The sequence below is a fragment of the Chryseobacterium sp. JV274 genome (assembly GCF_903969135.1).
Lineage (GTDB): Bacteria > Bacteroidota > Bacteroidia > Flavobacteriales > Weeksellaceae > Chryseobacterium.
Map to the genome: position 1 here is coordinate 3,483,668 of NZ_LR824569.1, position 19,223 is coordinate 3,502,890.

General features: G+C 35.7%; 17 protein-coding genes. 10 read left to right on the forward strand and 7 right to left on the reverse strand.

The features are described from left to right. Positions 1-130: 130 nt before the first annotated feature. Both CHRYMOREF3P_RS16030 and CHRYMOREF3P_RS16035 read left to right on the forward strand, forming a co-directional pair. Positions 131-511 carry a RidA family protein gene (locus CHRYMOREF3P_RS16030; protein ID WP_034694591.1) on the forward strand — a complete coding sequence of 127 codons (381 nt, stop codon included), beginning with the start codon at positions 131-133 and terminating at the stop codon, positions 509-511. Continuing rightward, a complete protein-coding gene (locus CHRYMOREF3P_RS16035; RefSeq protein ID WP_047376540.1) occupies positions 511-966 on the forward strand; it encodes a hypothetical protein in 456 nt (151 codons plus the stop codon). Before CHRYMOREF3P_RS16030 ends, CHRYMOREF3P_RS16035 begins: the two co-directional genes overlap by 1 nt. 68 nt (positions 967-1,034) lie before the next feature. Here the strand turns inward: CHRYMOREF3P_RS16035 and CHRYMOREF3P_RS16040 are convergent, their stop codons facing one another. Next, positions 1,035-2,570 carry a trypsin-like peptidase domain-containing protein gene (locus tag CHRYMOREF3P_RS16040; protein WP_180565036.1) on the reverse strand — a complete coding sequence of 512 codons (1,536 nt, stop codon included), beginning with the start codon at positions 2,568-2,570 and terminating at the stop codon, positions 1,035-1,037. Positions 2,571-2,933: 363 nt separating this feature from the next. On the opposite strand from CHRYMOREF3P_RS16040, the gene CHRYMOREF3P_RS16045 reads away from it, so the two are divergent. Together CHRYMOREF3P_RS16045 and CHRYMOREF3P_RS16050 are read left to right on the forward strand one after the other, a co-directional pair. Further along, positions 2,934-4,295, forward strand: coding sequence for a rhodanese-related sulfurtransferase (locus CHRYMOREF3P_RS16045; RefSeq protein WP_077413563.1), 1,362 nt, complete (start codon positions 2,934-2,936; stop codon positions 4,293-4,295). 71 nt (positions 4,296-4,366) lie between these two features. Continuing rightward, positions 4,367-4,942, forward strand: coding sequence for a 5-formyltetrahydrofolate cyclo-ligase (locus tag CHRYMOREF3P_RS16050; RefSeq protein WP_077413564.1), 576 nt, complete (start codon positions 4,367-4,369; stop codon positions 4,940-4,942). Here CHRYMOREF3P_RS16050 and CHRYMOREF3P_RS16055 read toward each other — a convergent pair. Both CHRYMOREF3P_RS16055 and CHRYMOREF3P_RS16060 read right to left on the reverse strand, forming a co-directional pair. Beyond that, complete coding sequence (locus CHRYMOREF3P_RS16055; RefSeq protein ID WP_077413565.1) at positions 4,891-5,472, reverse strand: hypothetical protein; 582 nt, start codon at positions 5,470-5,472, stop codon at positions 4,891-4,893. The genes CHRYMOREF3P_RS16050 and CHRYMOREF3P_RS16055 overlap by 52 nt on opposite strands. After that, positions 5,456-6,637 (reverse strand): hypothetical protein, encoded by a 1,182-nt coding sequence (locus CHRYMOREF3P_RS16060; protein WP_077413566.1) that lies wholly within the window; start codon positions 6,635-6,637, stop codon positions 5,456-5,458. The genes CHRYMOREF3P_RS16055 and CHRYMOREF3P_RS16060 overlap by 17 nt, the downstream gene beginning before the upstream one ends. A gap of 183 nt (positions 6,638-6,820) precedes the next feature. Here CHRYMOREF3P_RS16060 and CHRYMOREF3P_RS16065 point away from each other — a divergent pair, with 183 nt between their 5' ends. Next, positions 6,821-7,162, forward strand: coding sequence for a hypothetical protein (locus CHRYMOREF3P_RS16065; RefSeq protein ID WP_047380511.1), 342 nt, complete (start codon positions 6,821-6,823; stop codon positions 7,160-7,162). Positions 7,163-7,290: 128 nt separating this feature from the next. Here CHRYMOREF3P_RS16065 and CHRYMOREF3P_RS16070 read toward each other — a convergent pair whose 3' ends face one another. The 4 genes from CHRYMOREF3P_RS16070 to rmuC all read right to left on the reverse strand — a co-directional run bounded on the left by CHRYMOREF3P_RS16070 (position 7,291) and on the right by rmuC (position 11,312). After that, on the reverse strand, positions 7,291-8,058 hold the full coding sequence (locus tag CHRYMOREF3P_RS16070; RefSeq protein WP_180565037.1) for an RNA methyltransferase: 768 nt from the start codon (positions 8,056-8,058) through the stop codon (positions 7,291-7,293). 20 nt (positions 8,059-8,078) lie between these two features. Beyond that, the gene (locus tag CHRYMOREF3P_RS16075; RefSeq protein ID WP_077413568.1) at positions 8,079-8,870 is read right to left on the reverse strand and encodes a CPBP family intramembrane glutamic endopeptidase; all 792 of its coding nucleotides are present in this window, start codon (positions 8,868-8,870) and stop codon (positions 8,079-8,081) included. 91 nt (positions 8,871-8,961) lie between these two features. Continuing rightward, positions 8,962-9,801, reverse strand: coding sequence for a LytTR family DNA-binding domain-containing protein (locus tag CHRYMOREF3P_RS16080; RefSeq protein WP_180565038.1), 840 nt, complete (start codon positions 9,799-9,801; stop codon positions 8,962-8,964). Between the two features lie 5 nt (positions 9,802-9,806). Continuing rightward, complete coding sequence (gene rmuC, locus CHRYMOREF3P_RS16085; protein ID WP_180565039.1) at positions 9,807-11,312, reverse strand: DNA recombination protein RmuC; 1,506 nt, start codon at positions 11,310-11,312, stop codon at positions 9,807-9,809. Between the two features lie 183 nt (positions 11,313-11,495). Between rmuC and CHRYMOREF3P_RS16090 the strand changes: the two genes are divergently transcribed. From CHRYMOREF3P_RS16090 to CHRYMOREF3P_RS16110, 5 genes are all read left to right on the forward strand, one after another. Next, a complete protein-coding gene (locus CHRYMOREF3P_RS16090; protein WP_077413690.1) occupies positions 11,496-12,170 on the forward strand; it encodes a response regulator transcription factor in 675 nt (224 codons plus the stop codon). Positions 12,171-12,172: 2 nt separating this feature from the next. Beyond that, positions 12,173-13,534 (forward strand): sensor histidine kinase, encoded by a 1,362-nt coding sequence (locus CHRYMOREF3P_RS16095; RefSeq protein ID WP_180565040.1) that lies wholly within the window; start codon positions 12,173-12,175, stop codon positions 13,532-13,534. A 137-nt stretch (positions 13,535-13,671) separates the two neighbouring features. Then, positions 13,672-14,946 carry a TolC family protein gene (locus tag CHRYMOREF3P_RS16100; protein ID WP_180565041.1) on the forward strand — a complete coding sequence of 425 codons (1,275 nt, stop codon included), beginning with the start codon at positions 13,672-13,674 and terminating at the stop codon, positions 14,944-14,946. A 3-nt stretch (positions 14,947-14,949) separates the two neighbouring features. Continuing rightward, a complete protein-coding gene (locus CHRYMOREF3P_RS16105) occupies positions 14,950-16,065 on the forward strand; it encodes an efflux RND transporter periplasmic adaptor subunit (protein WP_180565042.1) in 1,116 nt (371 codons plus the stop codon). Beyond that, positions 16,065-19,163 (forward strand): efflux RND transporter permease subunit, encoded by a 3,099-nt coding sequence (locus tag CHRYMOREF3P_RS16110; protein ID WP_077413574.1) that lies wholly within the window; start codon positions 16,065-16,067, stop codon positions 19,161-19,163. The genes CHRYMOREF3P_RS16105 and CHRYMOREF3P_RS16110 overlap by 1 nt, the downstream gene beginning before the upstream one ends. Positions 19,164-19,223 lie beyond the last annotated feature (60 nt).

Here is a 19,223-nt window from a genome sequence, read left to right on the forward strand (position 1 = left end):
CAGATTGGCATTTGAGAATATAAATTTTATATTTGCAATCAAAATAAACTCTAATGAAATCACTGCTGACAGGATTTTCTTACTGGCAAAAGTGATGGCATATGACCTTAGAAAAAAATAAATATCCGCTATGAAACAAATAATCAACACAGTTAATGCACCTGCAGCTATCGGTCCTTATTCACAAGCTAATATGGCAAACGGAGTTTTGTATATCTCCGGACAGATTCCTGTAGATCCTGCAACTGGTAAATTGGTAGAAGGAATTGAAAAAGAAACACACCAGGTAATGAAAAACCTTGAGGCAATTCTTACTGAAGCCGGAATGACTTTCAAAAACGTTGTAAAAGCTACCATCTTCCTTAAGAGCATGGATGATTTTGCTGTAATGAATGATATCTATGCTTCTTACTTAGATTCAGAAAGCTATCCTGCCCGTGAAACAGTACAGGTTTCTTGCCTGCCTAAAAATGTGGATATCGAAATTTCTATGATCGCACATCAGGATTAATGAATTTTATAAGAAATACAATTGCGGTTCTGGTAGGTCTTGGCATTGCAGGGCTTATTATTACTCTTGGTATAAGGGTTTTTCCGCAATGGGTTACTTTTGAGGCTTTTGCTCCGTTTGAGCACTGGCAGAGGTTTCTTTTCAGTATGAAAGATGATCAGGCGTTTTTTGGCTTCCTGTTGTTTATTTCCGGATTGGGAACTACTATTGGGGGCGTTGCAACAGCCATCATCGTTAAATATGCTAAAGTAGCTTATGCTATTCTGATTGGTTTTATTATGCTCTTTATTGCTATGCTGGATGTGATTATATTTCCTTACCATCCTACATTTTATAAGATCTCTATTTTCCTTACTTTTTTTCCGTTTTCCTGGATTGGAGGTAAGATTGTAGAAGTTATTTATGAGCGGAACAAGCAGAAAAGAATTGCTGAAAAAATGAATAAACCTAAATAAATAATAAAAAACGCTGCAGATCTCTGCAGCGTTTTTTGTTGATATGAAAAACTAATTTTGTCTTCTGATTAAGGCATTTTGAATCCTCTCTGGTAATTTCTTCCGTAGTCGTCCATATATTTTATTTGTATAGTTCCTGTGAACTTATTCAATAAACTTTCCACATCTTTCTGTGAATTTACAGGTTTACCATTGATTTCTGTAATGATATAACCGTCTACAATTCCTGCTTTGGCCATTTCGCTTCCTTCTAAAACGTTTTTAGCAATCACTCCGCTAGTTAAGCCGTAATATGCTTTCGTTCTTTCGTCAATGCTTTGGAATTCAGCTCCGATTTTTTCAGTTACGCTAAGATCTGCTTTTGTTCTCGTGGAAGTACCTCCTTTCTGGTCTCTAAGCGTTACAGTAGCCGTACCGTCTTTACCATTTCTGGAATAGGTTACCTGAACTTTATCACCAGGACGCTTGCTTCCGATTGACATTGAAAGATCAGCAAAGTCTGTGATATCGTAGTTGTCTACTTTGGTAATAATATCTCCTTTTTTCAATCCTGCATCTTCAGCACCACTATTGTCACCAAATCCTGTAATATAAATTCCTGAACCTACTTTCAGACTCGTTTTAAACTGTTTGTTGTATGAAGTTACCAATTGGTCATTGGAAAGGTCCAGAGACTGAACGCCCAGGAATCCTCTCTGTACAATTCCGAATTTCTTGATATCCTCAACAATTTTTCTGGCTAAGTTAGAAGGAACAGCAAATCCGTATCCCTGATAATATCCTGTAGTAGACTGGATCGCAGAGTTGATTCCGATAAGCTCCCCGTTAGTATTCACCAAAGCTCCTCCTGAGTTACCCGGGTTGATTGCAGCATCCGTTTGAATGAAACTCTCAATAGGATTAGTTGCTTTTCCCTGGCCTCCTAAAATTCCGATACCTCTTCCTTTTGCAGAAACAATACCTGCTGTTACCGTAGAATTTAATCCAAGTGGATTTCCTACTGCAAGTACCCATTGTCCTACGTCAATATTATCAGAATTTGCAAAATTTAAGTAAGGAAGACCTTTTTCTTCAATCTTTAGTAGTGAGATATCCGTATTTGGGTCAGTTCCTACCAGAGTTGCGATATATGATTTTTTATTGCTTAATACTACTTCCAGCTTATTGGCACCTGCTACCACGTGATTATTGGAGATGATGTACCCATCCGGAGAGATGATGACACCTGAACCCATTCCTGATGGCATATTGTCCGGGGTCTGTTGCTGCTTCTGTCTCTGCTGGCCCTGGCCTCTTCCCCCGAAAGGGTCTCCGAAGAAAAAGTCGAACAAGTCTTGTTCTGAAGCTCTGCTTGCTGTTCTGCTTTGGTAATTTTTGATGGTAACTACAGCCGGAACGGTTGTTTTGGCTGCCTTTACAAAATCGTCACCTACTGCCCCCGTATTCATTCCTGCGAATGAGGTGTTAGGTGCTGACGTTGTGAAGTAAGATTGATCTCCATTGTTGGAGCTGTGTCCTAAATATTGTATGGCTCCAACGGTAGTAGCTCCGGAAATAACTCCTACTACTGCAAATGGTAATAGTTTTTTTAAAGTACTCTTCATTGTATATCTTTCTTGTTTATTAATTAATTTCTATTTTATGTTTTTGAGTAAACAAATTTAATGTTAAATAAGTAAGCAATTAGTATGCTATGTTTCAATTTTAACTAAAATTTAACGGCTATTATGTCATTTTATGTCTTATGTCATAATTGTTAATGTCAAGGTTAACAAAACTTAAAAAAATATTAAAGAAAAAATGTCAGTTTGTAGGGTGTAAAATACATTCTGTTTTCCATTATTTATTACTAATTATTCAATGCTGGCCGCTCATTATTCATTACCTGTGATTTGTGTCATAAAGATACTTAATTCAAAAATGATTATCTTTGCAAAAATTTTATTCTCACTTAAAACGTTTATAGCATGCAACTGTATAACACCTTAAGCGCAGAAGAAAGAGCTCAACTTATTGATGAAGCCGGTAAAGACCGTCTTACTTTGTCTTTCTATGCGTATGCCAAAATTGAAGATCCCAAAAAATTTCGCGACGAATTATTTATAGCCTGGAATGCCCTTGATGCACTTGGCCGTATTTATGTAGCAAAAGAAGGAATTAATGCTCAGATGAGTGTTCCTGCAGATCAGTTTGAGGCTTTTCGAAATACGCTTGAAGTTTATGATTTTATGAAAGGAATCCGTTTGAACGTCGCTGTTGATCAGGATAACTATTCTTTTTTAAAATTGACAATTAAGGTTAGAAATAAAATTGTTGCTGACGGTTTGAACGACGAAACTTTTGATGTTACCAATAAAGGAATTCACTTAAAAGCACAGGAGTTCAATAATTTACTTGAAGATCCGAATACAATCGTTGTAGACTTCAGAAATCACTATGAAAGTGAAGTAGGACACTTTGAAGGAGCTATTACTCCGGATGTGGAAAACTTCAGAGAAAGCTTACCGATTATCAATGAACAGTTACAGGATTTTAAAGAAGATAAAAACCTTTTGATGTACTGTACCGGAGGTATCCGTTGCGAAAAAGCAAGTGCTTACTTCAAACATCAAGGCTTTAAAAATGTCTACCAATTGGAAGGAGGAATCATTGAGTATACCCGCCAGATTAAAGAAGAAGGAATAGAGAGTAAATTTATAGGTAAAAACTTTGTATTTGACCACCGTTTAGGGGAAAGAATTACAGATGATATTATTTCACAGTGCCACCAGTGTGGAAAACCTTGTGATAACCATACCAACTGTGCTAATGATGCATGCCACCTTCTGTTTATCCAGTGTGATGAGTGTAAAGCAATAATGGAGAACTGCTGTTCTACAGAATGTCTGGATACTATACATCTGTCTTGGGACGAACAGGTGAAGCTAAGAAAAGGATTACAGGTTGGAAATAAAGTATTCAGAAAAGGGAAGTCTGATGCCTTGAAATTTAAAAATTCAGGTGATTTATCTGATAAACCTTTAGCAAAAGCAGAAACAAAGAATATACGCCAAAAAATTGCGGTTAAAAAAGAACTGATTGGAAAGGCAGAGCATTATTTCTCAAAATCAAAAATTGCACAGTTCTTAATTGAACATAAAGATTTGTCAGTTGGAGATAAAGTATTAATTTCAGGTCCAACAACTGGAGAACAGGAAATTACTATTACTGAAATTTATGCAAATGGAGGTCCTTGTGAAATAGCAAAAATTGGAGATCAGATCACTTTCGAACTTCCATTCAGAGTTCGTTTATCTGATAAACTGTACAGAATTGTGCAAAACGCATAGTCAGGAATAAACGATAAAGCTGTGAAAGCTTGTCCGGTAAAAATTATTTCAGTTCTAAAAACTTAATAATTATGCTAAAAGCTGAGCTTAGAAAAAAATATACCCAAAAAAGAAAAGCCTTGTCTTCTGATGAGGCTTTCTTGTTATCTGAAAAGATTTTTGAAAATTTTATTGATCACTTCAATCCTCAGGAAGGGGAAAAAGTACATGTTTTCATCCCAATTCCTGCAAGAAAAGAAATTGATACCCAAATCTTCATTCAGTATTTTTTGGCGAAGAATATACGTGTTTATGTTCCTAAAATTGTGGGTGATAGGCTTATTAGTATTGAAATCTTTGAAAATACTGTTTTTGAAACCAACAGCTGGGGTATTTCGGAGCCTGTTTCCAATGAAGATTCAGGTGAAAATAATTTTCAATATGTGATTACACCATTGCTGTACTGTGACAAAAATGGAAATAGAGTAGGATATGGGAAAGGTTTTTATGATGGATTATTCCAGCATATATCAGCATATACCAAAAAAATCGGAGTCAATTACTTTGACCCCGATGAATATGTGGATGATGTCTGGGAAAATGATCTTCCTGTAGACTATTTAATTACTCCTACTGAAGTACTGTCTTTCTTAATCGGTGGGGAATAGAAATCTAAAAAGTAGAATTTAAACTCTTTTTTGAGCTTGGAAGTAGACAGCAGTATATATTGTGCATTTTTTTCAAAGCTTCCCAGAGATCTGTTTTTATTATCAAAATATTCCACATTAAACTTGGCATAGTCCAGTGTGTCTTTTTTATAGAATTCTTTATAAACATTCAGGTTGCTCACCTTTGCTGTTTTTACTTTCATGCTATCCAGTTCTTTCAGTAATCTTTTAAATGTCAAAGAATCCGGTTTATGGAAATAACTTTCCATTTGTGAATAAATAACGGTATCTATTTCTGTATTTCTGTTTCCGGACAGATAAAGAGTAGAAAGGTCAAAAAGTTCCTGAACTTTCTGTTTGGTAATAGAATTGATCGCCTGCATGCTGTCCATCTGTACTGCAGGATAACTCTTTTCATTGTTGCTGTTTCGTAGCTTATCGAGGTCGCTTACCTCTGAGGTTTTATTATTACAAGCAATAAATAATGTCAGAAGTACGGTGAAAATTAAAAAATTACTTATTCTTTTCATTTGTGGTAGCAATTTTAAATTTGATGGATACAATTTTACCTTTGTTATCCTTTTTCATTTCTATTACATTCAGATTTTTCAGTGAAGTTGTAGGAGTAGTGACCAGAGTGATGTATTTCTGTTTATCCAGTCTTTCTATTCCATAGGTGTCATTGTCATATACCTGATAAATTACAGCATTGCTGCTGATCAGGTTTTCCAGCTGATTTCTTTTCTGCTTGATAAGGGCAACCTGTTCATCCGGATTTCCTCCTTTGATGTCTTTTATCGAGAAATAGTACACGGCCATCTTGTAATCGTCCGGCTTTAGTTCTATTTTTTCCTCTTCAGGTGCATTCTCAAGGTTTCTGTTGACTTCCAGAGGCTCGTAGAAAGGAGCGCTGATACGCATTTTTAAATTTTTATCCTTAGTAGAATAATAAAAACACTCACCAGGTTTTATTTTATACATCAATGGAGATTCGTTTTCCTTCACCACCATTATTTCTAAAGTGTTGATTACAGAAACTCCTCTATCTTTATCGATAAAACAATATTTATAAGTTTTCGAAAAAAGAACATCTTTAAATCCCAAAAGACCGGTGATCGTAATTAAAACGGAAGTAACGAATGCCCAGGCGTTCTTTTTGAAGAAATTTTTCTTAGGTGGAACGGATGAAATTTCAATTTTCTGAGCGGTATTGTTATTTTGGTTAACTTGCTGGTTATCAGTATTTGATTTTTGTAAATCAATGTTTTCTTGGGTGGTGTTTTCGGTTTTTCTAGGCTGAAATTCAGTTTTTGGAATATCAGGAGCTGTAGAAACTGTTTTTTCAAGTTCACTAAGATCTTCTTCTTCAGAATTTTCATTTTCCTGTAGCAATTCACCCGCAAAAAGATGCAGCTTTTTGAACTCATACCAAGAGTCGTAACCTGCATAAATACTCAATAAATTGAGCATGTCTATCCTTGGTAATTTAGTAACCGGTGAACTTTTGAAATAGGTGTAAAATGACTTTTCACTGATGTTCCCTTTCGCTTTTTTACGCAGGTCTTCCTGAAAATATATAATATCAATACCCTTCCACTTGGATATATCATCCTGCGAAGGGGTATGTTCTTTTAAGTATTGACCCTGAACATCCTTTTTTAGCTGCTCAAAGTGTAATAGATCTAAATCTGTCAATTTTTCAAAAAATAATTAAATTGTTGATTATCAGCTATGTTTTTTTGTAAAACTATTTTACAAAGGTATTACAATTATTTTTCATAAACAAATTTTCTAACTGCTATACCTTTGTCTTGTTCAAATAACAGAACAGAAGAAAATTTTATAAAACAATATTAACAAAATTAAATTTAATTTATTATGAAAAAGTCATTATTCGTAGCTGCTATCGCTGCAATCTCTCTAGTTGCTTGTAAAAAAACTGAAGCTACTTCTACTGAAGGAACAACTGATTCTGCTGCTGCTACTGTAGCTGATTCTGCTGCTGTAGTTTCTGACTCTGCTGCTAAAGTTGTTGATTCTGCTGCAACTACTGCTGTAGAAGCTACTAAAGATGCTGCTGCTGCTACAACTGCTGCTGGTGCTGAAGTTGCTAAAGATGCTGCTAAAGGAGCTGGAGAAGCTGCTAAAGGAGCTGCTGATGCTGCTAAAGGTGCTGCTGACGCTGCTAAAGATGCTGCAAAAGACGCTGCTAAGAAATAATTCTAGCATACGCTTAACAATAAAAGAACCGTTTCACTCAGTGAGACGGTTTTTTTATGCTTAGTCTTTGCCGAGCCCAAGGCGAAGCAACCTCATTGAAAATAAAGCCCAGCTTTATCAGACTGTATTTATCCTTTCTTTTGTTTTAAAGATTCATAGCAGGTAATAGCTACTGCATTACTCAGATTTAAAGAATCAATACTTCCGGCCATAGGAATCAGCGTGTTTTTTCCTTTTCCAATCCAGAAATCACTCAATCCGGAATGTTCAGTACCGAATAATACGGCAGAACGTTGTCTGAAATCTCTCTTATAAAGGTCTTCAGCACTTTCATCCATAAGGGTAGTATAAATATTGAAGCTGTTTTTTTGCAGAAATTCCAATGTTTCTTCATTTTCAGCCTGATATACTTCCATTCCAAAAAGACAGCCCACACTGGATCTGATCACATTAGGATTGTAGAAATCAGTTTTCCCGTCAGCAACAATCAGTGCATCTACTCCAAACGCTTCACAACTTCTTAAAATAGCGCCAAGGTTTCCCGGTTTTTCTACTCCTTCAACAATAATTACCGTAGAATTTTCTTTAGGAACAAATGATGAAAGAGGAGTTTCCTTTGCGTGGTAGATCCCGATAATTCCTTCTGAACTTCCTCTGTAAGCTATTTTTTCATATAATTTTTCAATTACATGATGGATTTTTCCCTCTGGAAGGCTTCCTTTAAAGATATTTTCACAGATAAAGAATTCCAGTGGTTCAAAATGATACTGCATAGCTCTTTCATTTTCCTGCTGGCCCTCTACTACAAAAACTTTTGATTTTTTACGAAACCTGTTGTCAGTAAGGAGCTTAGTGACATTTTTTATTTTTTCGTTTTGAAAACTTTCTATCAACATTCCGCAAAATTATGCAAAATTTATGATTGAACTTCTCTGGTTTTGATAAAAAGGTTTTTCCACGTGATCTCAAAGGGGAGTTTATTTTTTCTTTTTGCATAAATAACAATGACCGTTATAGCAACAATGGAAACTAATTTATATAGATTTCCATAAAAATTACCGGAAACATTTTCCGAAACAGTAAAGATTTCCCAGTACAGATTCATCAGGAAATGCAGAAATATAGCTGTCCATAGATTATATTCAGATTCAAAATACACCCAGGCAAAGAATAAAGACCCAAGAAATGTAATCGCGAATATTTCCATAAGCTCTGTTATATTCTGGCTCTGGTATAAATGTACCTGTGCAAACAGTAAAGATCCGAATAAGGCTGATGATAAAAAACCAAGTCTGGTAAACCGGTATATTGTGCCTATAAGAAAAGCCCGGAATATGATTTCTTCAAAAAATGCTGAAGATAATGTATTGATAAACAGGGTTTCAAAATATATTTTATTAACTGCTTTAAAGTGAATCATATATCCAATAAGCATGGGGAGAGTTCCTGTAAAAGCTAATGTAAATCCTTTGAAAATGGGTTTGTTTAAAGAAAGAAGATCCAAAATATTTCTTTTGGGTAACAGAATTTTTAAAGTGATGATCAAAGGAATTAAAGTTATCAGATAAGCGGTTACATGTGCTACGGCTTTGCTGTGGCTTAGGTTTTTTGAAAATGTCTGAATGCTTTTAAAAAAGAAAGCATCAAAGAAATAATAGGCTGTAAATCCCAGAATAAAGATTAAAAAGAAGCGGATATTCTTACTCATGTTAGTTAAATTTTGAGCAAAAATGTGGTTTTAAATCTATGCTTTCAAACTAATGTGATGAATAGCAAAGAATAGTGACGAATGACAAGATTTATGGATTCTGCTGCTGTAGTTGAGGAATAATTGAAGGAATAAAACTTCTTGAAACAGGGATTTCAAAATCAATTTCCGGGAGAATTAATTTATATCCCTGAGCATTTCCTTTAAGATTTTTGACCTTTGTAAGATTGACAATATAAGAACGGTGGCATTTTTTGACAGAACCGTTTTCGATTTGTTGTAGAGCACTGGATAAACTGATTCTGACCAACACTTTTTTTAAAATATTATTCTCTAAAAAGTAAAACGTACAATAGTTTTCCATTGACTGAACGCATAGGAAATTGCTTTCGCTGATGATAAGTTCTGAATTCTGTGCGGATATTTTCAATAGATTTTGCTGTAATTCCGGAATAGAAACCGGAAGGTGTTGAGAAATATTCCGGGCTGTATTTTCGTGAAGATTCTTTAAATAGATATATCGCGATAAAATATATATGATAGAAATTGGAATGCCAACGGCCAGAGAATAAAGGAACATATAAAAATAATTGCCCAAATCAAGTTTTACATGGCTCAGAAATAATGAATTGTAAAAGTAGGATAGAATTGATCCAACGAATAGAATGAAAATTATTTTTAAAAGCTCTGCCCCCATATTCCAGTTGCTGAAACGGGAAGTCATAAGATTGGCAATAAAAAATGCTGTTCCAAAAATAATGCAATAGGGGAAAAGTAGTAAAAACTTGTAGGGATGCAGAAAGTTTTCTGTACCAAAAGGCTGAAAAATAATCAGAAACAGGTATACAGAAACTCCTGCTCCCAAAGAAGAAACGAAAATTTCTTTGAAGGATTCGGATTTTGGGTAAGGATATGATGCAAACGAAAACATATCATTTAGCTTTCTGATGGTTCAATAAGGTTACTATTGTCTATAAGACTTTGAGGCAGATCTTTTTTATTTTTAATTCCTAATGACTTCAGCTTTTGAGTTTGAATCACAAGGTTGTCATTTCCGGTATGAAGCTGTTTGTAAGCATCATTGTATACATTTTTAGCCTGATCTAGGTTTCTGCCTACTTTTTCCAGATTATCCACAAAACCTACAAATTTATCATAAAGTCTGGCTCCGCGTTCTGCAATTTCTACGGAATTTCGGTTTTGATATTCACGTTTCCAAAGATCAGCAATCAGTTTAAGGGAAGTAATCAAGTTACTTGGATTAAGCAAAAGAATTCTTCTTTCATAGGCATAGTTCCAAAGGTTCTGATCTGCCTGCATGGCTGCAATATAAGCGGGTTCACTAGGAATAAACATCATCACGAAATCCAGTGATTTTCCGTAATCATCATATGCTTTCTGGCTTAGCTGTGTGATATGGTTTTTGATAGATCCAAGGTGTTGGCTAAGTTTTATAGCGTAAACATCAGCGTCGGTTTCATCTACCAATTCTGTAAAAGCAGTTAAAGATACTTTAGAATCAATGATGACATTTCTTTCATCCGGATATTTTACAACGGCATCAGGACGCATTTTCTTTCCTGAGAATTCTGAGAATAAAGCTTTATTGTCTTCATCCCGTAATTCATGTTCCAGAAAATATTCTCTTCCTTTTACCAATCCAGATTTTTCAAGGATACTTTCAAGAATCATTTCGCCCCAATTTCCCTGGGTTTTACTTTCCCCTTTCAGTGCACGGGTCAGTTTTTTGGCATCTTCGGAAATCTGCTGGTTCAGTTCTGCCAGTTCTTTCACTTTTTCAGCAAGGGAGAAGCGTTCTTTATTTTCCTTTTCATAGGCTTCGTTGACTTTGTTTTTTAAATCAGCAATTTTTTCCTGAAAAGGCTCAAGGATATTTTTTAAGTTATTTTGATTTAAAGTGGTAAACTTTTCTGTCTTTTCTTCTAAAATTTTATTGGCAAGGTTTTCAAACTGAAGTTTGGAGTCTTCCTGGATCTTAATAATTTCTTCTTTCTGGGTATCAAGCGATTGTTGAAGACCTTCATTTTTTGCAGAAAGTTCAGAATTTTTAGCAAAAAGAGTCTGCTTTTCAAGAATGTGGGTTTCTATCTGAGAATTCTGTCTTTGATTGATTTGCTTTAATTCCTGGAACTGAATGTTTAAAGAAGAATATTCGGCGGAGATTTTAGAAAATTCATTTTTCAGGTCATCCAGAAGATCCTGTTGCTGCATATTGGCTTCTTTCTCTTTGCTGATATTCTGATGAAGTTCCTGAATCTTCAGGTTTGAATTTTCAAGATCAGACTGCGTTTTTATAGATAAGGTGTTCAGCGAGTCATAAGAGCTTCTTGAAACCATTGACGATTTCAGTGCAAAATATAATATAACCGCGCCAAGTACACCACCGGCAATCAACCCAATAATTAAGTATATCATCTCCATCTTCCAAAATTATGAAAAAAGGCCGGAAGCTGTATGGACAATAATAGTTGTTTGTTCTACTATTTTTAAAGAGAAATAAAATGATTAGCTATTGTTTGATAGATGTTCATTACTTCACTCTTCTTTCTTCCCACTTTCTTTCTTAATAAGAATACCTATATTTATAGGAAATTTCAGAGAATTATGAATATTTTGTTGGTAGAAGATGATCAAAGAATCAGCAATTTCCTGATTAAAGGCCTTTCTGAGGCTGGGTACAATCTCACTCTTGCAGATTCCGGGGAAAAAGCGCGTGAACTTCTTCATACCTATGATTTTGATCTTATTTTAATGGACATCATGCTTCCAGGATTGGATGGGATGCAGCTTACACAAATTATTAGATTTAAAGGAAACTATACTCCGATTCTTGTTTTAAGTGCATTGAACAGCCCGGATGATAAGATCAAAATGCTGGATATGGGCGCTGATGATTATTTATCGAAACCTTTTCATTTCGAAGAACTGATTTCAAGAATTAAAGCTTTAACCAGAAGGAATAAACTAAGCTATCAGAAAGAAGATCAATATTTGTCATGTGGAAATATCGTCATTGATACAGATCTTCACAAAGTAACGCAGAACGATAAGGAAATAGAATTTTCGCCTACAGAATACAAGCTTTTTACTTTCCTGATGGAGAATAAAAATAAGGTGCTGAGCAGAACCCAGATTTTACATAAGGTATGGGGAATTGATTTTGATAATACAACGAATGTGGTAGATGTTTATATTTCCTATGTCCGTAACAAGATTGATGAAACAGAACAAAAAATTATTCATACAGTAAAAGGAACAGGATATTTGATCAAAGACTGAAAATGACTCTCAGAAACAGATTTACCCTTATTTCAAGCCTTTCATTTGGCATTGTTTCTATCATTACATCTGCGGTGATATTTTTTGCCTATTATGACAGTACTAAAATTTTTTATTTTGAAAAGCTTAGAAATACAGCTCTTATTTCTGCCATTTATTATCTTGAAAAAGATGAGCTTCCAAAAGATAGACATGCCCAAATAAAAAAAGAATACAATCATCTTATCCAGAATAACAGGGTGGCGGTCTACAATCAGAATAACGAAGTTACTTTTGGCCATAATGTGAACGATAAGAATATAAAGCTTTCCGATTTGCAGGCTGTACGGAATAATAAAGGAGTACAGTTTATGTCTGATAATCAATTCTACTATGGGATTTTTTATCCGGACAATCAGGGAGACTTTGTTGTTTTTGTAAAATCATCAAACGATTCTTTTCAATCACAGATATTGAGACTTGCCATTATTATGCTTTCTGTATTGGTTATTGGTTTGCTGGCAATTTATTTTCTGAGCCGGTATCTTTCAAAAGTGGTTTATAAACCTATTTCCAATGTTGTAGAGCGTATTAATAAAGTAGATTATAATAATATTTCTACGGCAATTACTTCTATGAATACTAATGATGAGATTGAAGATCTTATAAAATCATATAATAAACTATTTGGTAGAATTTCGGAAAATGTTCTCTTACAGCAGAACTTTATCAATTACGTTTCTCACGAATTTAAAACTCCTTTGGCTGCAATCTCCGGAAATCTGGAAGTCTTTGCCCAAAAAGACAGAACTCCGGAAGAGTATAGAGAAGTAGCGAAAGAATCATTGGAAAACGTATACGAGATTGAAAATATTCTCAACAATCTTTTGCTGATGTCCGGAATGACCAAACTTGAAGCCTCTCATCAACAAATGAGAGTGGATGAACTGATCTGGAAAATCTACGAGAAATTAGAACCGAAAGGAAAAGAAAACAATTCATCCATTAAAATACAGCTTCAGGTCGCAAAACCTGCTTTGCTGGAATTTCCGGGAAACGAAACTCTACTATATTTAGCACTGTATAATATCGTTGAAAATGCAATCAAGTATTCCTATGATAAACCGGTAGTGGTTGTATTATCAGAGAAAAATAATCAGTTATATATTGAGGTAAGAGATGAAGGGAGAGGAATTCCGTCAGATGATCTTATGAAAATAGCTGAGACCTTCTACAGAGGTAGAAATGTAGATACCGTAAAAGGCAGTGGAATTGGTTTATCCCTTTCGAAAAGTATCTTCGACCACCATCATATTGCAATGAAAATTGATTCTGTTGTCAATAAAGGTACATCGGTTACTCTTATATTTCCCGCTCACTCATAATCGTGGTATTTGTGAAATTATCCGTGTTTTAGAAAAGTTCTAATCAAACTCTAATGTTGAACTAACCGTATTTTAATTCTGTTTAAAATTCCCTCTAATATTAGACAAATAGCTTTGTAGTCTTAAAATAAGAGACCTTGAAGAAGCTATTTTTTACACTATTTTATATTCATTGTTTCAGTTTCTTTTCAGCACAGATTTCAGATACTCTGAAAATTGGAAGAAAGGAAGCTGAGACTATTTTTCTGGCTAAAAACCTCGACCTTATTGCACAGAAGCTTGAAATTTCACAAGCCGAAGCAAGAGCTGTTCAGGCTAAATACTGGCCTAATCCCAAATTAAGTATCAGCGAAGTGAATCTATGGAGAACCTATGATATTGAAGAACAGCCTGCGCTTATCGGAAACTGGGGAAAAAATACTCAGATTTCTGCTGAGATAGAACAGGTGATTCAGACTGCGGGTAAAAGACGGAAAAATATTGAACTGCAGAAAATAGAAGTGGAAGGAGAGAAGTACGAACTGCAGGAAGTGTTGCGTGAGCTTAAGAAAACACTCAGAAATACCATCACCGAAATTCTTTACAATCAGGAACAGCAGAAAATCTATCAGGGACAGATTGCTTCTATTGAGAAATTAACAAAATCCTATAACAATCAATTAACTCTTGGGAATATCAGTAAAGCTGAATATGTCCGTCTGAAAGCACAGGAAATTGAATTCAAGAAAAAACTGATTTCATTAAAACAGGAAATCGAAGAGCAGCAGGTAGAGCTGAAGGCTTTATTGATGCTGCCTTCTCAAACGTATCTGGTGATTTCAGATTCATTTGTGATGCCTGAAAAGCAACTTTCAGAACTGGAGGTGGCCCAATGGATGGAAAAAGCGAAAGAAAACCGTCCTGACATCATGATTTCAAAAAATAAGGAGAAACACGCCGCCAAAAATCTCGAAATTCAAAATGCTATGAAAACGCCGGATGTTGCTGTTTCTGTTGGATACGACCGTGGCGGAAATATTATGAAAGACTTTATAGGATTGGGTGTTTCTATGGATCTGCCCATTTTCGACCGTAACAAAGGGAATATTCAGGAAGCGAGGCTTGAAATTGAGAAAAGTAAACTTGAGACCCGCAAGAATATGCTGAGATCAGAGAATGAAATTGTCTCTGTTTTTAGAAACTATATCCGTACACAAAAGGTTTCAGAAGAGATCGATGAAAATTATGAATCCATATTGGATGGATTACTGGTAAGCCATGAGAAAAATTTCAGACTGAGAAATATCAGCATGTTGGAGTATATGGATTTTCTGGATACCTACATAGGGAACAAAATGATCATACTGGATACCAAAAAAGAACTTAATCAATACTACGAAAACCTGCAGTATGTTGTAGGACAAGACTTATAAGATATGAACAAAAATATTACCAAATACATTGCTGCGGCTTACCTGTCTGCCTTCATTATTTTTACAGGCTGTGCCGGAAAAGAAGAAAATAAAGAAGCTGAAAAAAGGTACTGCATCAGTAAAGAGCTGAAAAAAGGTATTAAACTCGTTAAAGCAGAAATGCTTCCTATAGAAGAAAGTATTACGCTCACCGGAGAAGTGGAGAGTAACTCGGATAAAACGGTTCCTTTTGTAAGTCTTGTAGACGGAGTAGTGATAGATACTTATTTTTCCCTTGGAGATTATGTAAAAAAAGGACAAACTCTGGCCAGTATAAAAAGTACAGCTGTCAACGAAATGCAGGATGATACCCAAACATTACAGGCTCAGCTTGCAGTAGCGAAAAGAAAGCTGTCTTCTGTAGAGGCCATGTATAAAGATGATATTGCTTCTCAGAAAGATTTACAGGAAGCAAAATCAGAAGTGGCCATCTTACAATCCAATATTTCCAAGACACAGAAAAATATGCAGCTTTATTCCGCAGGAGGAAATACCATTCAGATAAAAGCACCTGCGGATGGATATGTTATTTCAAAGAATGTTTCCAAAGGAATGCCGGTTACAACAGGAGGAGATCAGCTTTTTACGATTTCGAATCTGGATAAAGTGTGGGTAATGGCCAACGTGTATGCAACCAATATGAGACATGTTTATGTAGATCAGCCGGTAGTGGTAAAGACTCTTGCTTATCCGGACGACAGTTTCTCCGGAAAGATTGATAATATCTCTCAGGTTTTCAATGAAAACGAAAGGGTACTCAAGGCTAAAATCATTATGGATAATAATGGAATGAAGCTAAGACCGGGAATGTCTGCGGATGTTGTGTTACCAGTGAATTCACAAAACAAAAGTGCATTGGCTATTCCTGCGAAAGCTTTAATCTTTGATAATAACCAAAGCTATGTTGTGGTTTACAAAAAAGACTGTGAGCTAGAAATAAGACCGGTTGCGGAGATTGCTTCCAATAGCCAGTATATCTATGTAGAAGGCAATTTAAAACCAGGTGAAAATATTATTGCTTCCAACGGACTGCTGATTTATGAAAACCTGAAAAACCAATTAAATAATTCCACGAAGTAATGCGAAAATTTGTACAGAATATTGTATCCTTCTCTTTAAAAAACTCATTGATTGTTCTTTTGGGAACTTTTCTTTTGCTGGCCGGAGGAATCTATTCCTATATGCATACTCCTATTGAAGCATTTCCGGATGTTACCAATACCAGAGTAAGAGTTATTACCCAGTGGCCTGGAAGAAGTGCTGAAGAAATAGAAAAATTTGTCACACTTCCTATTTCCAAAGAAATGAATGCGATTCCGAACAAAACTTCGGTGCGTTCTATTTCCTTATTTGGATTGTCTGTGGTGACGGTTATTTTTGATGATCATGTCAATGATTTTTATGCCCAGCAATATGCTTCCAATAAACTCGGAAATGTAGAGCTTCCCACTGGAGCAGAATACAGCATTGAACCTCCCTCTGGTGCTACAGGTGAAATTTACAGATATATTATCAAAAGCAAACTTCCCATCAAAGAAGTGACAGCCATTCAGGACTGGGTGGTGGAAAGAGAATTACTGGCAGTTCCTGGTGTTGCTGATGTGGTAAGCTTTGGTGGAGAAGAAAAAACATATGAAATAAAAATTAATCCTACGGAATTACACAATTATGACCTTTCCCCCCTGGATGTGTATGAAGCGGTTTCCAAGAGTAATATTAATGTAGGAGGAGATGTAGTGGCAAAAGGAGATCAGGCTTATGTAGTGCGGGGGATTGGTCTTTTAGAGAAAAAAGAAGATATTGAGAATATTCAGATCGAAGTAAAAGGATCTACGCCCATTCTGGTAAAGCATGTGGCTGAAGTGAAAATTTCAGCAAAGCCAAGATTAGGTCAGGTAGGATATAACAAAGAAAATGATGTTGTAGAAGGAATTGTGATCATGCTTAGAGGTGAAAACCCAAGTGAAGTTATTGCAAGACTGAAAGACAGGATAGAAGAACTGAATGGGGGAGAACTTCCCGGTGATGTTCAGATTGTTCCGATCATTGACCGTACAGAATTGGTAAATACGACAGTTCATACCGTTTCCAAAAACCTTATTGAAGGAGTTATTCTGGTTTCTATCATCGTATTTATATTCCTTTACAACTGGAGAACAACCTTTATTGTAGCATCAGTAATTCCTTTGGCTTTCTTATTTGCCATTATTATGTTGAAAATTCAGGGATTGCCTGCCAACCTGATTTCCATGGGAGCTTTGGACTTCGGACTTCTGCTGGAAGGAACGCTCGTCATTGTTGAACATGTCTTTGTTGCTCTCGAACTTAAAGCTAAGAAGATAGGACTGAAGAGATTCAATAAAATTTCAAAACTTGGTATTATTAAGAAAAGTGCAGGAAGTGTAGCAAGTTATATTTTCTTCGCCCTATTGATTCTTATTGTTGCTCTGATGCCGATCTTCTCTTTCCAGAAAGTGGAAGGAAAAATGTTCTCTCCATTAGCATTTACATTGGGATATGCATTATTGGGATCTTTGATTTTAAGCTTGACTTATGTTCCGGCAATGTGTAAGCTTTTGTTAACGAAAAATATTGAAGAGAAAGAAAACTTTATCTCAAGATTCTTCAGAGTGAATATCTATAGAATTTACGAATTCAGCGACCGTTATAAAAAAGGATTCATCATTGGATTTGTTGCTTTACTTGCTGTCTGTGGATGGAGATTCTCCAATTATGGATCTGAATTTTTACCCAAGCTGAATGAAGGCGCAATCTATGTAAGAGCAACGCTTCCAAACAGTGTCAATCTGGATGAATCGGTACGGCTAACGAAAGAGATGAAAGGAATTCTTATGAAATATGATGAAGTGAAATTTGTCATGACCCAAACAGGCCGCCCGAACGATGGTACTGATCCCACAGGTTTCTTTAATATCGAATTTAATATTCAGCTAAAACCGGAGAATGAATGGAAGAAAAAAATATCCAAAGAAGAACTTCTTGAAGAAATGAGAGTTTCCCTTGAAAAATATCCGGGAATCAATTTCGGATTCAGCCAGCCTATTCAGGATAATGTGGAAGAATATGTGGCAGGAGTAAAAGCTCCGCTGGTAATTAAGATTTTCGGGAATGATCTTTTTGAACTTGAAAATTATGCCAATAAAGTTGCTAACTCCATCAGGACAGTTCCGGGAATATCTGATGTCAATGTTTTTAAAAATATTGGATTACCGGAATTGAGAATACAGCTTCATGATTCCAAAATGGCAAAATATGGAGTTTCCACAGCAGATGCGCAGGCCGTGATTGAAATGACAATCGGAGGACAGGCCGCTACCAAGTTTTATGAAGAAGAAAGAATGTTTGACGTAATGCTTAGGTTTGAAAAAGATTACAGGGATACGCCGGAAAAAATGGGAAATATTCTCATCCCGACTCAGGATAATAAGAAAGTACCGTTGAAAGAAATTGCAACAATTGATTATCATACCGGACCGTCATTTATTTACCGTGAAGGAAACAGCAGATATATCGGAGTTGGATTCAATATTGAAGGTCGTGACCTTGGAAGTACCATTAAAGAAGCCAAAGCTAAAGTAGATAAAGAAGTAAAACTTCCGAAAAATCATAAAATGACCTGGGCAGGAGAATTTGAAAGCAAAGAAAGAGCAGCAAAACAGCTGGCAATGGTAGTACCGATTTCTTTAGTTCTTATTCTGATGTTATTATATTTCAATTTTGGGAACGTAAAAGATACGCTGATTTCTTCCATTACACTGGCATTTGCATTTATAGGAGGATTTTTATCCCTTTGGTTTACGGGAACCATCTTCGGAATTTCAGCGGGAATTGGTTTTATCATTCTTTTCGGAGTAGCAACCATAGATGGTATCGTTCTGATCGGCGTGATGAAAGAAAATCTGCAAAACAGGTTGTCTCTCAAAGAATCTATCGCAGAAGGAGTGAAAAGCAGAATCCGTCCGGTAGTAATGATCGCTCTGATGGGATCTATGGGACTTCTTCCGGCAGCAATGTCAAACGGGATGGGTTCCGAAATTCAGAAACCTTTAGCCATTATGATTGTTGGAGGACTGATTGTCTGTATGCTGCTGTCATTTACAATACTGCCAATTATTTTCCATTATGCCTATCGTAAAAAGCATAAGGAAGCAATATAGTTTCTTTTATTTTGTTCATTATGAGGCCGGGATCCGTGAGGAAGATCCCGGCCTTTTTTA

Coding starts and splice junctions, on each gene's coding strand:
- CHRYMOREF3P_RS16090 (WP_077413690.1), top strand. CDS start 11,496: ATGAATATTTTGTTGGTAGAAGATGATCAAAGAATCAGCAATTTCCTG.
- CHRYMOREF3P_RS16045 (WP_077413563.1), top strand. CDS start 2,934: ATGCAACTGTATAACACCTTAAGCGCAGAAGAAAGAGCTCAACTTATT.
- CHRYMOREF3P_RS16105 (WP_180565042.1), top strand. CDS start 14,950: ATGAACAAAAATATTACCAAATACATTGCTGCGGCTTACCTGTCTGCC.
- CHRYMOREF3P_RS16055 (WP_077413565.1), bottom strand. CDS start 5,472: ATGAAAAGAATAAGTAATTTTTTAATTTTCACCGTACTTCTGACATTA.
- rmuC (WP_180565039.1), bottom strand. CDS start 11,312: ATGGAGATGATATACTTAATTATTGGGTTGATTGCCGGTGGTGTACTT.
- CHRYMOREF3P_RS16070 (WP_180565037.1), bottom strand. CDS start 8,058: ATGTTGATAGAAAGTTTTCAAAACGAAAAAATAAAAAATGTCACTAAG.
- CHRYMOREF3P_RS16050 (WP_077413564.1), top strand. CDS start 4,367: ATGCTAAAAGCTGAGCTTAGAAAAAAATATACCCAAAAAAGAAAAGCC.
- CHRYMOREF3P_RS16110 (WP_077413574.1), top strand. CDS start 16,065: ATGCGAAAATTTGTACAGAATATTGTATCCTTCTCTTTAAAAAACTCA.
- CHRYMOREF3P_RS16080 (WP_180565038.1), bottom strand. CDS start 9,801: ATGTTTTCGTTTGCATCATATCCTTACCCAAAATCCGAATCCTTCAAA.
- CHRYMOREF3P_RS16035 (WP_047376540.1), top strand. CDS start 511: ATGAATTTTATAAGAAATACAATTGCGGTTCTGGTAGGTCTTGGCATT.
- CHRYMOREF3P_RS16030 (WP_034694591.1), top strand. CDS start 131: ATGAAACAAATAATCAACACAGTTAATGCACCTGCAGCTATCGGTCCT.
- CHRYMOREF3P_RS16075 (WP_077413568.1), bottom strand. CDS start 8,870: ATGAGTAAGAATATCCGCTTCTTTTTAATCTTTATTCTGGGATTTACA.
- CHRYMOREF3P_RS16065 (WP_047380511.1), top strand. CDS start 6,821: ATGAAAAAGTCATTATTCGTAGCTGCTATCGCTGCAATCTCTCTAGTT.
- CHRYMOREF3P_RS16095 (WP_180565040.1), top strand. CDS start 12,173: ATGACTCTCAGAAACAGATTTACCCTTATTTCAAGCCTTTCATTTGGC.
- CHRYMOREF3P_RS16040 (WP_180565036.1), bottom strand. CDS start 2,570: ATGAAGAGTACTTTAAAAAAACTATTACCATTTGCAGTAGTAGGAGTT.